The following is a 13555-nucleotide window of genomic DNA, read 5'->3' as shown; positions in this document are numbered from 1 at the left end:
CGCCCTCCATCACCGTGTTCGTGAACGTCTGGCCACGACTCTAGCGATATACCGGTACACCGGGAAGGGGATGCCGGTGTCGACGTCAGTTCGCGACGAGGTCGACACCGATCCCGTGCTGGATGCGGAACCAGCGCTCGGCGGCATCGGCATCCCGCGCGAGCATCGCCGCACGCATCTGCCGATACGCTTCGCCGCGTGAATCACGCGTCCCGAGGATGCGGCTGACCCCCCGGAGGTTGCGCTGCATCACCAGGCCCGCCTCGTGCATCACCCTGCTGAACACCGGATTCCCGGAATGGCGCGTGAGATATCCCACGAACAGGCGAGACGCGAGCATCAGATCGCCGGCATCCTCGCGATCGGAGGCGTCGATCATCCGGTCGAGCATCCCGATCGCCTCGACGAGCTGCTCGTCGTCCATGCGGCGCACGGCGAGCTGGAGCGCGATCCCGGCCTGCAGACCGGTGTACTCGAGCGTCCGGACGACGAGTTCCTCGGAGAGCTCCGTGACGCGGGTGAAGCGGCTGGGCGAGACTTCGATCAGCCCCGCCCACGCCAGACGCTGCAGGGCTTCGCGCACAGGCGTGCGCGACACACCGAGCGCGTCGGCGAGCGCCTTGTCGCTGACATGCTCGCCCGGTGCGAGACGTCCGTCGACGATCGCCTCGGCGATCGCTTCGTGCACGCGGTCGCTCAGCGGGCCCGGCCCGGCGGCCAGCGCGTCCAGCCGTTCGTTCAACGGCAGAGGTTCGATCCCCATATCCCCGCGTCCTCGCATCCGAAGTCGACGCCCCCGCCGACCGGTGGTGATGTTACCCGGCTTTCCTCAGCCCGATCATGAGATATATCGGCATATCGAGCGACGGAAGCCCCAGTACAGTGACTCCGGGAGGTAACGATGACCTGGTGGAGCTGGATCCGATTCGCTGCGGCGGTGCTCGGCATCGCCGCGATCTCACGACAGCTGGTGTTGAGCATCGGAAACGCGCTCGACGCCGGATCGCACCTGCCGACCGTCGTGACGAACTTCTTCAGCTACTTCACGATACTCTCCAACCTCGCGTCCATCATCGTCCTCCTGATCGGCGCCGTCTGGCTCCTTCGTCATCGGCACGACGCCGCGAAGGAGCCGGTGTGGCTCGGGACGCTGCTCGCCTGCGCCAGCACGTACATGATCGTGACCGGGATCGTCTACAACCTGCTGCTGCGCCACCTCCCGATCGGCGGCCTGTCGGACGTCTGGACGAACGAGTCGCTGCACGTCGTGATCCCGCTCGTCCTGCTCCTCGATGTCCTGCTCGCCCCGCGACGCAGGGCTCTGGGCTGGAGCACAGTGGGCGTGATCGCCGCCTTCCCCGTCGTCTGGGCGGTGTACACGCTCGTGCGCGCCGGATTCATCACCGCCCCGGCGACGGGAGACCCGTGGTGGTATCCGTATCCGTTCCTCGACCCGCACCTCACGCCCGGCGGCTACCTGGGCGTGACGGGGTACGTCGTCGGGATCGCGGCCGTGATCATCGGCATCGGGCTGCTCGTGGTCTGGGTCGGCCGGCGGCGGGGAGCGGACGTGACGGCGGACGCTCCCCGTCGATAGGGTGGGGACGTGGCGGAGGAGAGGGCTGTGACCACGGGAGGGCTTCGGCGCGACATGCGCGAGTCCGCTCCCGCGTCCGAGCTGCCCGCGGCCCCGCCGGTGCGGAGCGCCAGATCGGGCACCCGTCGTGTCGGCGGGGGATGGCCGGTCTGGGCCGGAGCCATCGCCGCCGTCCTCGGCATCACCGTGATCACGGCCGCAGCGCTGATGCCGCAAGGCGGAGGCGATTCGCCGACGCAGGTGGTCGCCGCGGCCGCGCAGCCGGCCGAGGATGCGAAGCCGACCATCCCGTGCCCCGCCTTCGCGGGCGGGGAGGCGAGCAGCAGCACGCGTTCCGCGGCCTGCGGTCGGCCTCGCCTCGCGGACTCCGAGACGGATCCGGCCGTCGACGCCGAGTCCGGGACGCCGGGCTCCGAGGGCCGGGAGTCGAGCTCCTCCAGCGATCCGGGGACGACGGAGCAGGACCGCGGGCGATCGGGGACGGACAGCCCGGGGACGGATGCCCCGGGAACGAGCGCCCCGGGAACGGACGCGCCGGGCACGAGCGGCCCAGGGCCCTCCGACCCCGGCGGATCGGATCCGGGAGATCCCGACCCGGGGACGTCGAACCCGGGAACCGGCACGCCGACCACACCGCCCGTCACGACGCCGAGCAACCCGCCCGTCACGACGCCGAGCAACCCGCCCGCCGCGACGCCCGCAGCCCTCGCCTTCACCGGGAAGAAGACGAACAGCCTCCTGGGAACGGGACTGCTCTCCAGCTACACGCTCTCCCTCTCCGGCGAGCCGGGCTCGACCGTGACCGTCTGGTACGGCTCGGTGAAGGCGGGAAGCCGGACGTTCGACTCCAGCGGCAAGACCTCCATCACCCTCGGCCTGTCACTCATCAACCTGGGTCTCAGCAATCCGACGATCCGCGCCGCCTACTCCGACGGCACGGCCGGCGCCGAGATCTCCGCACCGCTTAAATCGATCTGACGCCGACTCCTCGGTGACGGCTCGATCCCGCACCGCTCCCCGCCACGCCGGCTCTCTTTCGCACCTGCCAGCCTCGTCGCAGGCACCGAACTGAGCCGGCGCACAGCACGGACAACGCGGGCGGGGACGCGAAGGCTCTGCGCGGGGCCGCGGAGGCCGTCCGCGGAGGATAGAGGTGCCCATCCGGGCCAGGGATCGAACACGCACGCACGGGCTACGCTAGTCCGCGGGGGAGGGCGAGGTCGTGTCTCCCCGGTGGATCGAGGAGACAGAGATGAACGAGCCCTATCCTGCGAGCAGCGGCGGACCGGCCGTCCCACCGCCCCCGCCCGCACCCCGCACCGGCGCGCCGGCCGCGCCGGTTCCGGCGCCGTCTGCTCCCGCCGGGACGCCGGACCGGGCATCCGCCACCCCCTCCGCACCGGGCACCCGAGCGGCATCCAGGCAGCAGACCTCCGACGCCGAGCTCGCGCGGGCCACCGAGGTGCTGAAGATCATCTCCGACGCGTACTCCGCGAAGATGGTCGGCCAGGAGCGCCTGCGCCTGAGCCTTCTGATCGCCCTCATCGCCGGCGGGCACATCCTCCTCGAATCCGTTCCCGGCCTCGCCAAGACCACCGCGGCCAGCACCCTCGCGGACACGGTCAGGGCGCAGTTCAAGCGCATCCAGTGCACGCCCGACCTCCTGCCCAGCGACATCACGGGCAACCAGATATACGACGCCGCGACCGGCTCCTTCCGCACGGTGCTCGGACCGGTGCACGCCAACTTCGTCCTCCTCGACGAGATCAACCGCTCCAGCGCCAAGACCCAGTCCGCGATGCTCGAGGCGATGCAGGAGCATCAGACCACGATCGGCGGCGAGGTGCACCACCTCCCGGAGCCGTTCCTCGTCATCGCAACGCAGAACCCCATCGAGCAGGAAGGCACCTACGAGCTGCCCGAGGCTCAGATGGACCGCTTCCTCCTCAAGGAGATCGTCGAGTACCCGAGCCCCGCCGAGGAGTTCGAGATCCTCAGCCGCATCGACTCCGGCGTCCTCAACCCCGACCGCCATGTCGCGAGCAGCGTCACGCTCGCCGACATCGAGCAGCTGCAGGACATCGCGAGCCGCGTCTACGTCGACGCCTCGATCCGCAACTACATCGTCCAGCTCGCCTACGTCACCCGCAATCCGGCGCCGTACATCGGCGAGGAGCGCGCCCGTCTCATCAAGTACGGCGCCAGCCCTCGGGCGTCCATCGCCTTCCTGCAGGCGTCCAGGGCGCTCGCCCTCCTCCGCGGTCGCACGCACGTCGTGCCGGAGGACATCCGCACGCTCCGCCACCTCGTCCTGCGCCACCGCGTGCTGCTGACCTTCGAGGCGGACGCCGAGGGCGTGCGCAGCGAGGACGTCATCGACCAGATCTTCGCGGCGGTCCCCACCCCCTGATCCCGGCCGCCTCGACAGGCTCAGCGAACCAGGCTCAGCGGAAGGAACCATGTCCAGTCTGATCACCAGGGTGAGGGCGAAGCTCTTCATCCACTCGGCGCGGAAGTCGATGCACGCCCTGGACGGGGCTTACGCGTCGCTGATGCGCGGGCGCAGCCACGACTTCGAGGACCTGCGCGCCTACGAGTACGGCGATCAGGTCAGGGACATCGACTGGCGCGCCACCGCCAAGCAGGGCACGCCGCTGGTCAAGCGCCACCGCGCCACGCGGATGCACACGGTCATGTTCGTCGTGGACACCGGTCGGGGCATGACCGCCCTCGCCCATGACGAGATGCCCAAGAAGGAGCTCGCGATCCTCGCGACCGGCGCGCTCGGCATCCTCTCCCTCCGCCATGGGGACGACTTCACACTGGTGCACGGAGACGCATCCGGCATCCGGCGGCTCGCCCCCGCCCGCAGTGAGGGGGCCCTCGAGCACGCGCTGCGCACGATCGACCGTGCGATCGACCGGAGCACCTCCCCCAGCGACCGCGACGGCCTGCTGGACTACGTCGCCCGCACGGTCTCCCGGCGCATGATCCTCGTGCTCGTCACGGACGACGCACCGGTGACAGAGGAGACGGAGCGGGTTCTCCGGCGCCTGCGCGTGCAGCACGACATCCTCTGGATCGCCCTGCACGACGCCGATCCCGTCCTCGACCACCCGACCGGCCGCGACCGCGCCGACGTCTACAGCCGCTGGCGCGTGCCGGACTTCGTGCAGGGCGATGGCGCGATCGTGCGGGAGCTCCTCGCGCAGACGGCCGCCGAGACCGCCCGCCGCAACGACGTGCTCGACGCGCTGGAGATCAGTCGCGCCGATCTCGGCACGCAGGACGACGCTGTGAACGACCTGCTGCGGATGCTGAATCGGAGGGCGAATGTCCGGTTCTGACGAGCTCTACCCTCCGGCCCAGTACGGCTGGGGCTGGATGCTGCTCGCCCTCGGCATCCTGGCGCTGCTCGTCCTGGCCGGCTGGCTCGTCATCGCCCTCACCCGCCCTCGCCGGCGCCTCGAGATCGCCGGGACCGCCGTGCCGGCGATCATGCCCGCCGATGTCCTCGCCGTGCTGCGCGGCGAGTATCTGGAGCGCATCGATCGCGTCGAGGCGGAATATGCCGCAAAGCGCATGGATCCGCGCCGGGCCAATCTCGAGCTCAGTCGCACGGTGCGCGAGTTCGTCAACGAGTACAGCGGCCTCGAGGCTCCGGTCCTCGCCCTCGACGACCTCGCAGCCCTCGGCGTGCACCCCGCTCTCCTCGACGCCCTGCGGCGGCACTACTACCCCAGCGTCTTCCGCCGTGGGCCGGCGATCGACCCCGTCGCCGGCGCCGCGGCCGCACGGAAGGTGGTGACGACATGGAACTAGCCCAGGGGTGGATGCTCGCCGCCGCCGCGGCCGCCGCCGTGATCGCGATCGCCGCCGGTCTTCTCGTCGGCCTGCTCCGCAGACGCCGCAACGACGCCGCGGACATCGCACCCGTCGCGCGCGCAGAACGCCTGCGCACGCTCCCGAGCTTCCGCCAGGCGGTGCGGCGGAGGGGGTTCGCCCTCACCGGCATCCTCGTGCTCGCGGCCGCGAGCATCCTCACCGCCGGCGTCGTCTCCGCCCGCCCGCAGACCGCGCAGACGATCCAGCCCGTCAACACCAGCCGGGACATCATGCTGTGCCTGGACGTCTCCGGCTCCATGAGCGACGTCGACGTCGAGGTGCTCACGGTGTTCGACGAGCTGCTGGACGGCTTCGAAGGCGAGCGGATCGGCCTGACGATCTTCAACAGCTCGCCCGTGCAGGTCTTCCCCCTCACGGACGACTACGACTTCATCCGCGAGCATCTGCAGAGCATCAGGGAGAGCTTCGACTACCTCGAGGAGGTGCCGGAGCACTGGGTCGGCACGCTCAACGGCCCCGGCGCGTCCCTGATCGGCGACGGTCTCGCCTCCTGCGCGATGCGCTTCGACCACGTCGACGACGAGCGCAGCCGCTCGATCATCCTCGCCACGGACAACGAGGTGAACGGCTCCTCCATCGTCACGATCGAGGAGGCCGCCGCCTACGCGAGCTCCCGGGGCGTCAGGGTGTTCGCCCTCAACCCCGTGCAGGGCAAGGACACCGAGGTCAGCCAGGAGCTCGTCGATGCCGCCCGCGCGACAGGAGGCGAGGCGTTCGGCCTGCGCGAGACGACCACGGTCTCAGACATCATCACCCAGGTGCAGGAGGAGGAGGCCACCGAGCTGCGGGGGCAGGCGCAGGTGGTTCGGACCGACCAGCCGAACCTGTACATCGCCGCGCTGATGGTCGCGATGCTCGGGCTCGTCGTGGTGCTGTGGAGGGTGCGACTGTGATCTTCCAGCCCGTCCTGCATCCGCTGCTCGTCATCCTCATCTGCGCGCCCGTCGCCGTCGTCGCCGTCCTCGCCCTCCTCCGACGCGGCCAGACCGCCGCGACGAGGATGCTGTGGGCGATGCGGGTCCTGCTCGTGCTCGCCTGCCTCACGATGCTGCTGCGCCCAGGCATCCCCGGCGGCGCGACCGAGACCCTCGCGACCGACACCGACATCGTGCTCGTCGTCGACACCACGGCCAGCATCGTGGCAGAGGACTGGGACGACGGCGAGACCCGGCTGACGGGGGTCAGAGAGGACGTCCAGGCGATCGTCGACGAGTATCCCGGCGCGCGCTTCGCCCTCATCTCCTTCGACGCGGCCGCCGAGCTCCGGCTGCCTCTGACGACGGACACGACCGCGCTGGTCTCCTCCCTCGAGGTGATGCGGCCAGAGGTGACCGCCCAGTCGCGCGGCAGCTCCATCGGCATCGCGAGCTCGATGCTGACCGAGACGCTGCAGAGCGCCGCCGGGGCCTCCCCCGATCGCTCGCGGATGGTCTTCTACTTCGGCGACGGCGAGCAGACGGCGTCGACGGATCCCGAGTCCTTCTCCTCCAGCGCCGAGTACGTCGACGGCGGCGCCGTGCTCGGCTACGGGACGGCCGAGGGCGGCCCGATGCGCACGACGACGATCGGTGAGGGCGGCGGCGAGTACATCTCCTACGAGGGTGCGGACGCCCTGTCCACGATCGACGAGGAGAACCTGCAGGCGATCGCCGAGGAGCTGGGCGTCCCGTATCAGCACCGGACGGCGGATGCCGCGGTCGAGCTGCCCGAGGCGCCGAGCACCACGAGCAACTATGCGGAATCCGGCGAGGTCGGCAACGTCATCGAGCTGTACTGGGTCGCCGCGGCGCTCATCGTCCTGCTGCTCGCGATCGAGCTCGCCGTCGCCACCTCGCGCGTCGCCCGCCTCCGCGGGCTCTCCGCTCCCACGCCGAAGGGCGGTGAGGCATGACGACCCCGCAGAACCGGTTGGAATCGCGCGATTGGTCGGTTTCCGACCCGGAATCCGACCAATCGCGCGATTCGAACGGACAGGAGGCCGCCGCGGCGCTGATCGCCGCGAACCGACGTCGCCGGAACATCCGCCGATGGATCGCCATCGGAACGCTCCCCCTGACGATCGCGGCGCTGCTGTTCACCGGCAAGCTGCTGAGCATGTACGCGTTCGCGCATCAGTCGATCACCTCCTACGTCGTCGGCGACTATGAGGGGACGATCCGAGCGGCGCACGGCCAGGAGTTCCTGAACGGGTTCGAGCCGTACAAGGCGCCCTACAACGTCGGCGTCGGCCTCGCGGCATCCCTGCAGCTGACCGACGCGCGCGCGAAGTTCGAGGAGGCGCTCCCCCTGGCGAGCGGTCTCGAGGTGTGCGCGGTGCGGATCAACCTCGCTCTCGTGATCGAGCAGCTGGGCGACGCGGCCAGGGGGGAGGGCGACGCCGTCGGTGCGGCCGAGCTCTACGGCGAGGCCCTGACCGTGACCGTCGAGACACCGGAGGAGTGCGACTCGGAGGAGGCGCAGGACCAGTCCCCCGATCCGGAGCGCGACATGAGCGAGACCCTCGACGAGCTCGAGGACCGGCTGCAGGAGAAGCAGCGGCAGAGCACCGGAGAAGAGCAGGAGCAGCCCCAGGAGCCCCAGGATCCCGAAGAGCAGGAGCAGCCCAGCGAGGATCAGCTGGGCGACCTCGAGGACCGGCTGAATCAGGGTCAGCAGGAGCGCGAGGACCAGCAGCAGGGCGACGACGAGGGATCCGGCTCGGGGACGGACCGGCCATGGTAGACCGCGAGAAGCAGCGGGCGCGCTACCTCGCCGGCTCCGATGGCGCTCCCCCGGTCCCGCCGCCGGGCGGCTACCGGGGCGCGCGACGTCCTCAGGGACCGTCGGCTCCCGTGACCGTGTCCGGCTCCGTCGCGGTCGCCGAAGAGGAGAAGGCCGGTTCGAACGCGCTCGGCTGGATCGCGCTGGTCTCCGGCATCCTGTTCGCGCTGATCCTGCTGGGAACGTTCCTCGCCGGCGGGACGGACACGATCTACGGCGTGACGATGCTCGCGCTGCAGCTGCTCGTCGTCGCCGTGATCGTCGCCGCGCTCGTCACACGGCGTGGACGGATGCTCGGCGCCGTCGCCCTGTCGATCACACTCGTGCTGAACACGGCGACGGTCGGTGCGATGGGTGCGGTGCAGACCTCGGCATCCGGCAGCTATGAGGGCGTCAAGACCGAGGAGCAGAAGCACGAGGAGGCCTATCCTGGCATCCGGGACGTGTCCAGCTCGGAGATCCTGTCCCAGCCCTCGCTCGAAGAGGTGCGCGCCTCGAGCGAGGAGGCGCTGGAGGCGATCAGGACCCGGCTCACCGCGGAGTACGGGTACACCTGGTCGCCGGCGGGGGACGAGGATCTGCGGCCGGAGCGCAACGGCTACGGCGGCGAGTCGATGCTCGTGCAGTACACCTCGCAGGTGTGGGGGACCAACGAGCCGATCCAGGACTACGACCGCAAGCTGGCGGTCATGGCCGTGATCGACGACGTGATCGCGGACTACGACCTGTGGGGTCTCATCTCGCTGAACGATTCCTCCTCCGGGCTCGACGAGGGGATGCTCGAGAAGCTGTACGGCAGCTCCGACCCTCGCACGCAGGACACCTGGGAGTGGTACAGCGACGACTACCCGGGACCGCGGCGCTTCTACGCCACGATCGACGACACCTCGCACGACGAGACGGGGGAGTTCCTGAGGTCGCGGCAGGCGCAGGCGGAGCGGACCGGCGAGCCGCTGGAGGGCCTGCAGATCCTGTTCATCGCGCCCCAGCTGCTCAGCGAGGCCGACCGCGAGGAGTTCGAGCAGAAGCTGGAGGAGTACCCGGGGTACTGAGCCGGGCCCGGCCGCCCACGCGCGCCCGCGCTGCGGTCCCGCACTCGCCGGCTCGAAACGGCGCCTCCATCACCCGTGCCGGCTCGAAAACGTACCTCCGCGGTCGCTCGGAGGTACGAAACTGAGCCCGCACGCGGACGAGAGGCGGGGCGGGAGAGCACGGGAGCGCACGGGGCACGCCCGCGAGCGTGGGAGCGAGTGCGATTCGGCGGCACGGCTCGGGTTCCAGGCGGGGCACGCCCGCGAGCGTGGGGTGCGCAGGGGCAGGGCAGGCGCGGATGCGGGGCGGGAACGATGCAGGGGCAGGCGCAGATGCGGGGCCGGAACGATGCAGGGGCAGGCGCAGATGCGGGGCGGGCTCAGGAAGGAACCGCAGACGGGCCCGCGAGGCGCAGCAGCATCCGGGCGAGGGCGTAACGGGTGTGCCCGCGCGAGGTGCGCGGGTCATAGCCGAGCTGTTCGACCAGGGCCGTCACGCGCTCCTGCACGCTGGAGTGGTGCCGGCCGAGCCGCACGGCCGCGGCGCGCACGCTCTGCTCCTCGATCACGGCGTCGAGGAGCTCCCGGCTGCGGGCATCGAGGGCGGCGAGCGCCACGGCATCCGGATGCAGCGGCGCCCGATCCGCGGCCTCCGCGATGAGCAGGAAGGCGCCGAGGTCCTCGGCCGCCACCGTCGGCTCCGTGGCGGACGTCAGCCGCACGGCGACAAGGGCTGCGCCCCAGGAGGCGGCCAGCTCCGTCCCCGCCCCCGCGGCGCCGACGCCGATCCGCGGCGCCGTCCCCGGCCACAGGCTCGCGACGTCCGCCGCGGCATCCAGGATCGTCGCCCTGGTGAGTCCGTGCCGGGTCGCGACGACGGCGGAGGGATGCTGCGACGCAGGCGCGGGGTCCGGCGGCGAGGCCACCACCCGGAGCAGGCCGTCGAGCCGGAGCCGCGCGACGGCCCCGGCTCGCTCGTCGGCCGAGGCGTAGGAGCTGATCGCGAGCTCGACGGCGCTCTCCGATCCCACCGACCGCCGCGCGCGGATGATGCCGAGAGCGAGGCTGAGCCGCTCCAGGATCATCGCGTCATTGCTGTGCGGAGTGCCATCGCGTTCGATCCACGCCACCGCATCCGGTCCGCTCTCGCGCAGCGGCCAGCCGGGGTCGAGCCCGGCCGGGTCGATGCGGATGCCGTCGGCGCGCACCCGCACGACATGACCGCCGTCACGATGGCCGACCGTCGCGCCGCTGAGCACCGCGGCGCCTCGGAGCATGCTCTCCACTCCGACCGAGCGCGCGACGAGCGCGTCGAAGTACGCGACGACCTTGAGAGTCTCGCTCGCATCCGGGTCGAGGGCGGTCAGCCGCCCCAGCAGATCTTGCATGTCGGCTCCATCGCGCGGGATTCCACCCTACGGCGTCGGTGCCGCACGGTGTCAGCCGAGCAGCCGGTTCACCCAGTCGTCCCGCGCGGCGAGCATGGCCTGCGCCACCGCGGCGTGCGGAGCGAACATGTCGAAGCCGTGGAAGCCGCCGGCCCACACATGCAGCTCCGCCTGCACCCCCGCCGCCCAGAGGGCCGTGGCGTAGGCGACATCCTCATCGCGGAACACCTCCGCGCTGCCGCAGTCGATGAACGCGGGCGGCAGACCGGCGAGGTCCGCAGCGCGAGCGGGCGCCGCGTAGATCGAGACGTCCTCGGTGCCGCGGCGCTCGCCGAGGAGCGCACCCCAGCCCGTGAGGTTCGACCCGCGGTCCCAGACGCCCACACCGTCGATCTGCCTGGTCGACACCGTCTCGTCGCGGTCGTCCAGCATGGGGTAGATGAGCAGCTGGCCGATCAGCGCCGGACCCTTGCGATCGCGGGCGAGGAGCGTCGTGCCCGCGGCCAGGCCTCCCCCGGCGCTGCCGCCTCCGATGAGCAGCCGGGCGGGATCGATGCCGAGCTCCTCAGCGTGCTCAGCCGTCCACAGCAGGCCGGCATAGCAGTCCTCCACCGGGAACGGATCGGGGAACTCGGGCGCCAGCCGGTACTCGACGGTGACGATCACCCCGTTGAAGCGCTCGGCCCAGTCGAGGAAGCCGGTGACGCCGAGCCAGCGGTTGCCGATGATCATGCCGCCGCCGTGGGTGTGGAAGAAGCCCGGCCCCGTCCCGGTGCGCCCCTCCTTCTCGATCACGGTGACGACGATCTCGCCGCCCTCGTGGCCGGTGATGGGGACATCGCGCCAGGAGAAGCCGCGCTCGGAGAGGACCTGCAGGATCTCCTCGTCCCCGCTCACCGGCGACTGGCGCAGGAGCGGGATCATCTCGGGCGTGAGCGTGGACGGCAGCTGGTCGCCGACCAGGGCGAGGGCCGCCTCCAGCTCGGGGTCGAAAGGCGGGCGGAGGGTCGTATCGGTCATCAGAACTCCTTTGTCCTCGGTGTCCCGCCAGCATCCCGCCGGGCGACTCCGAGCGTAACCCGCCGCCTGTGCCCGATCCTCCGCGCGCGGGCCGCCGGACGGCGGGGCGCCTGCGCATGACGCCGTCCGGTGGCCCGCGCTGCCCCCTCCCCTCCCCCTCCCCGCCTGCTCAGCCCGATGCGAGATGGGAAAGGTACCTCCAAGGCTCCGCCGAGGTACCTTTCCCATCTCGCATCACGCCCCGACCCGGCTATAGGCGCGTATCGACAGGATCGGGTGCGAAACCGTCGACGAGCGCCCCACAGACGGGTTCTGGGGGGCGCGGGGCGCGCCGATAGACTGGAGAGCATGTCCAAGGTCCTCCAGTCCCTCCCCGTCGGCGAGCGCGTCGGCATCGCCTTCTCCGGAGGACTCGACACCTCCGTCGCCGTCGCGTGGATGCGCGACAAGGGGGCTGTGCCCTGCACCTACACCGGCGACCTGGGGCAGCCGGACGAGGAAGACATCGCCTCGATCCCCGGCCGCGCGCTCGAGTACGGCGCCGAGGTCGCGCGCCTCGTCGACGCCAAGACCGCGCTCGTGGAGGAGGGCTTCGTCGCCCTCGCCTGCGGCGCCTTCCACATCCGCTCCGGCGGGAAGACGTACTTCAACACCACTCCTCTCGGCCGCGCCGTGACCGGCACGATGCTCGTGCGCGCCATGAAGGAGGACGGCGTCGACATCTGGGGCGACGGCTCGACCTACAAGGGCAACGACATCGAGCGGTTCTACCGCTACGGCCTGCTCGCCAACCCGCGCCTTCGGATCTACAAGCCGTGGCTGGACGCCGACTTCGTCACCGAGCTCGGCGGCCGCCAGGAGATGAGCGAGTGGCTCGTCGCGCACGGCTTCCCCTACCGCGACTCCGCCGAGAAGGCCTACTCCACCGACGCGAACATCTGGGGCGCCACCCACGAGGCGAAGACCCTCGAGCACCTCGACGTCTCGCTGGAGACCGTCGACCCCATCATGGGCGTGAGGTTCTGGGATCCCTCCGTCGCGATCGAGACCGAGGACGTCACCGTGACCTTCGAGGGCGGTCGTCCCGTCGCCATCAACGGCGTCGAGTACACCGACCCTGTGGAGCTCGTGCACGAGGCGAACCGCATCGGCGGCCGCCACGGCCTGGGCATGAGCGACCAGATCGAGAACCGCATCATCGAGGCGAAGTCGCGCGGCATCTACGAGGCCCCGGCCATGGCGCTGCTGTTCATCACCTATGAGCGGCTCGTCAACGGCATCCTCAACGAGGACACTCTGGCCACCTACCACGAGCAGGGCCGCCGCCTCGGCCGCCTCATGTACGAGGGCCGCTGGCTCGAGCCGCAGTCGCTCATGCTGCGCGAGTCGATCCAGCGCTGGGTCGGCTCGACGGTCTCCGGCTCCGTCACGGTGCGGCTGCGCCGCGGGGACGACTGGACCATCGTCGACACCGTCTCGCCAAACCTCTCCTACGCTCCGGAGAAGCTCTCCATGGAGCGCGTCGGCGACGCCGCCTTCGGCCCGGTCGACCGGATCGGCCAGCTGACCATGCGCAACCTCGACATCGCCGACTCGCGCGCGCGTCTCGAGCAGTACGCGCACCTCGGCCTCGTCGGCGGCGCGACCGGCGAGCTCGTCGGGCGCGTCACCGCCGGCGAGGCATCCGAGATCACGGACTCCGTCGAGGGCACGACGCTCGCCGCGACCGAGGAGGCGCTGGCGGATGCCGTCGACGAGGCCTCCGAGGGCGCCGCCTTCGACTCCGGCACCGACTGACGCGGTCTTCCGACGGGAGGGGCGGATGCTTCGGCATCCGCCCCTCCCGTCGTCTG

13 protein-coding genes are annotated in these 13555 nt (G+C 70.8%); 10 read left to right on the top strand and 3 right to left on the bottom strand.

All coding sequences use genetic code 11. The annotated features are described in order from the left end of the window. Window positions 1-85: 85 nt before the first annotated feature. Complete coding sequence (locus tag ACYVGQ_RS05305; RefSeq protein ID WP_460783501.1) at window positions 86-763, bottom strand: GntR family transcriptional regulator; 678 nt, start codon at window positions 761-763, stop codon at window positions 86-88. A gap of 138 nt (window positions 764-901) precedes the next feature. Between ACYVGQ_RS05305 and ACYVGQ_RS05300 the strand changes: the two genes are divergently transcribed. From ACYVGQ_RS05300 to ACYVGQ_RS05260, 9 genes are all read left to right on the top strand, one after another. Further along, complete coding sequence (locus ACYVGQ_RS05300; protein WP_460783500.1) at window positions 902-1597, top strand: Pr6Pr family membrane protein; 696 nt, start codon at window positions 902-904, stop codon at window positions 1595-1597. 9 nt (window positions 1598-1606) lie between these two features. Further along, window positions 1607-2575 carry a hypothetical protein gene (locus ACYVGQ_RS05295; RefSeq protein WP_460783499.1) on the top strand — a complete coding sequence of 323 codons (969 nt, stop codon included), beginning with the start codon at window positions 1607-1609 and terminating at the stop codon, window positions 2573-2575. A 274-nt stretch (window positions 2576-2849) separates the two neighbouring features. Beyond that, window positions 2850-4007, top strand: coding sequence for an AAA family ATPase (locus tag ACYVGQ_RS05290; RefSeq protein ID WP_460783498.1), 1158 nt, complete (start codon window positions 2850-2852; stop codon window positions 4005-4007). Between the two features lie 49 nt (window positions 4008-4056). Next, a complete protein-coding gene (locus ACYVGQ_RS05285; protein WP_460783497.1) occupies window positions 4057-4944 on the top strand; it encodes a DUF58 domain-containing protein in 888 nt (295 codons plus the stop codon). After that, window positions 4931-5419: a hypothetical protein gene (locus ACYVGQ_RS05280; protein WP_460783496.1), complete on the top strand. Its 489-nt coding sequence runs from the start codon at window positions 4931-4933 to the stop codon at window positions 5417-5419. Before ACYVGQ_RS05285 ends, ACYVGQ_RS05280 begins: the two co-directional genes overlap by 14 nt. Next, window positions 5410-6396, top strand: coding sequence for a VWA domain-containing protein (locus tag ACYVGQ_RS05275; RefSeq protein ID WP_460783495.1), 987 nt, complete (start codon window positions 5410-5412; stop codon window positions 6394-6396). The genes ACYVGQ_RS05280 and ACYVGQ_RS05275 overlap by 10 nt, the downstream gene beginning before the upstream one ends. Beyond that, complete coding sequence (locus tag ACYVGQ_RS05270) at window positions 6393-7394, top strand: vWA domain-containing protein (RefSeq protein WP_460783494.1); 1002 nt, start codon at window positions 6393-6395, stop codon at window positions 7392-7394. The genes ACYVGQ_RS05275 and ACYVGQ_RS05270 overlap by 4 nt, the downstream gene beginning before the upstream one ends. After that, the gene (locus tag ACYVGQ_RS05265) at window positions 7391-8224 is read left to right on the top strand and encodes a hypothetical protein (RefSeq protein WP_460783493.1); all 834 of its coding nucleotides are present in this window, start codon (window positions 7391-7393) and stop codon (window positions 8222-8224) included. The genes ACYVGQ_RS05270 and ACYVGQ_RS05265 overlap by 4 nt, the downstream gene beginning before the upstream one ends. Next, entirely contained in the window at window positions 8218-9315 is a 1098-nt protein-coding gene (locus ACYVGQ_RS05260; RefSeq protein WP_460783492.1) for a hypothetical protein, read from the top strand. The genes ACYVGQ_RS05265 and ACYVGQ_RS05260 overlap by 7 nt, the downstream gene beginning before the upstream one ends. A 359-nt stretch (window positions 9316-9674) precedes the next feature. Here the strand turns inward: ACYVGQ_RS05260 and ACYVGQ_RS05255 are convergent, their stop codons facing one another. Both ACYVGQ_RS05255 and ACYVGQ_RS05250 read right to left on the bottom strand, forming a co-directional pair. Beyond that, window positions 9675-10682, bottom strand: a complete 1008-nt coding sequence (locus ACYVGQ_RS05255) for a hypothetical protein (RefSeq protein WP_460783491.1) — start codon at window positions 10680-10682, stop codon at window positions 9675-9677. Window positions 10683-10733: 51 nt separating this feature from the next. Next, window positions 10734-11702 carry an alpha/beta hydrolase gene (locus tag ACYVGQ_RS05250; protein WP_460783490.1) on the bottom strand — a complete coding sequence of 323 codons (969 nt, stop codon included), beginning with the start codon at window positions 11700-11702 and terminating at the stop codon, window positions 10734-10736. A 348-nt stretch (window positions 11703-12050) separates the two neighbouring features. On the opposite strand from ACYVGQ_RS05250, the gene argG reads away from it, so the two are divergent. Beyond that, a complete protein-coding gene (gene argG / locus ACYVGQ_RS05245; protein WP_460783489.1) occupies window positions 12051-13499 on the top strand; it encodes an argininosuccinate synthase in 1449 nt (482 codons plus the stop codon). Window positions 13500-13555 lie beyond the last annotated feature (56 nt).

It is taken from the genome of Microbacterium tumbae (assembly GCF_054780175.1).
The sequence above is the reverse complement of the archived record's forward strand: the minus strand, read 5'-3'. Positions and strand labels throughout refer to the sequence as shown.

Excerpts from the sequence above, each read along its gene's own strand:
- ACYVGQ_RS05305 (WP_460783501.1), bottom strand. The coding sequence starts at position 763 with ATGGGGATCGAACCTCTGCCGTTGAACGAACGGCTGGACGCGCTGGCC.
- ACYVGQ_RS05300 (WP_460783500.1), top strand. The coding sequence starts at position 902 with ATGACCTGGTGGAGCTGGATCCGATTCGCTGCGGCGGTGCTCGGCATC.
- ACYVGQ_RS05290 (WP_460783498.1), top strand. The coding sequence starts at position 2,850 with ATGAACGAGCCCTATCCTGCGAGCAGCGGCGGACCGGCCGTCCCACCG.
- ACYVGQ_RS05285 (WP_460783497.1), top strand. The coding sequence starts at position 4,057 with ATGTCCAGTCTGATCACCAGGGTGAGGGCGAAGCTCTTCATCCACTCG.
- ACYVGQ_RS05280 (WP_460783496.1), top strand. The coding sequence starts at position 4,931 with ATGTCCGGTTCTGACGAGCTCTACCCTCCGGCCCAGTACGGCTGGGGC.
- ACYVGQ_RS05275 (WP_460783495.1), top strand. The coding sequence starts at position 5,410 with ATGGAACTAGCCCAGGGGTGGATGCTCGCCGCCGCCGCGGCCGCCGCC.
- ACYVGQ_RS05265 (WP_460783493.1), top strand. The coding sequence starts at position 7,391 with ATGACGACCCCGCAGAACCGGTTGGAATCGCGCGATTGGTCGGTTTCC.
- ACYVGQ_RS05260 (WP_460783492.1), top strand. The coding sequence starts at position 8,218 with ATGGTAGACCGCGAGAAGCAGCGGGCGCGCTACCTCGCCGGCTCCGAT.
- ACYVGQ_RS05255 (WP_460783491.1), bottom strand. The coding sequence starts at position 10,682 with ATGCAAGATCTGCTGGGGCGGCTGACCGCCCTCGACCCGGATGCGAGC.
- ACYVGQ_RS05250 (WP_460783490.1), bottom strand. The coding sequence starts at position 11,702 with ATGACCGATACGACCCTCCGCCCGCCTTTCGACCCCGAGCTGGAGGCG.
- argG (WP_460783489.1), top strand. The coding sequence starts at position 12,051 with ATGTCCAAGGTCCTCCAGTCCCTCCCCGTCGGCGAGCGCGTCGGCATC.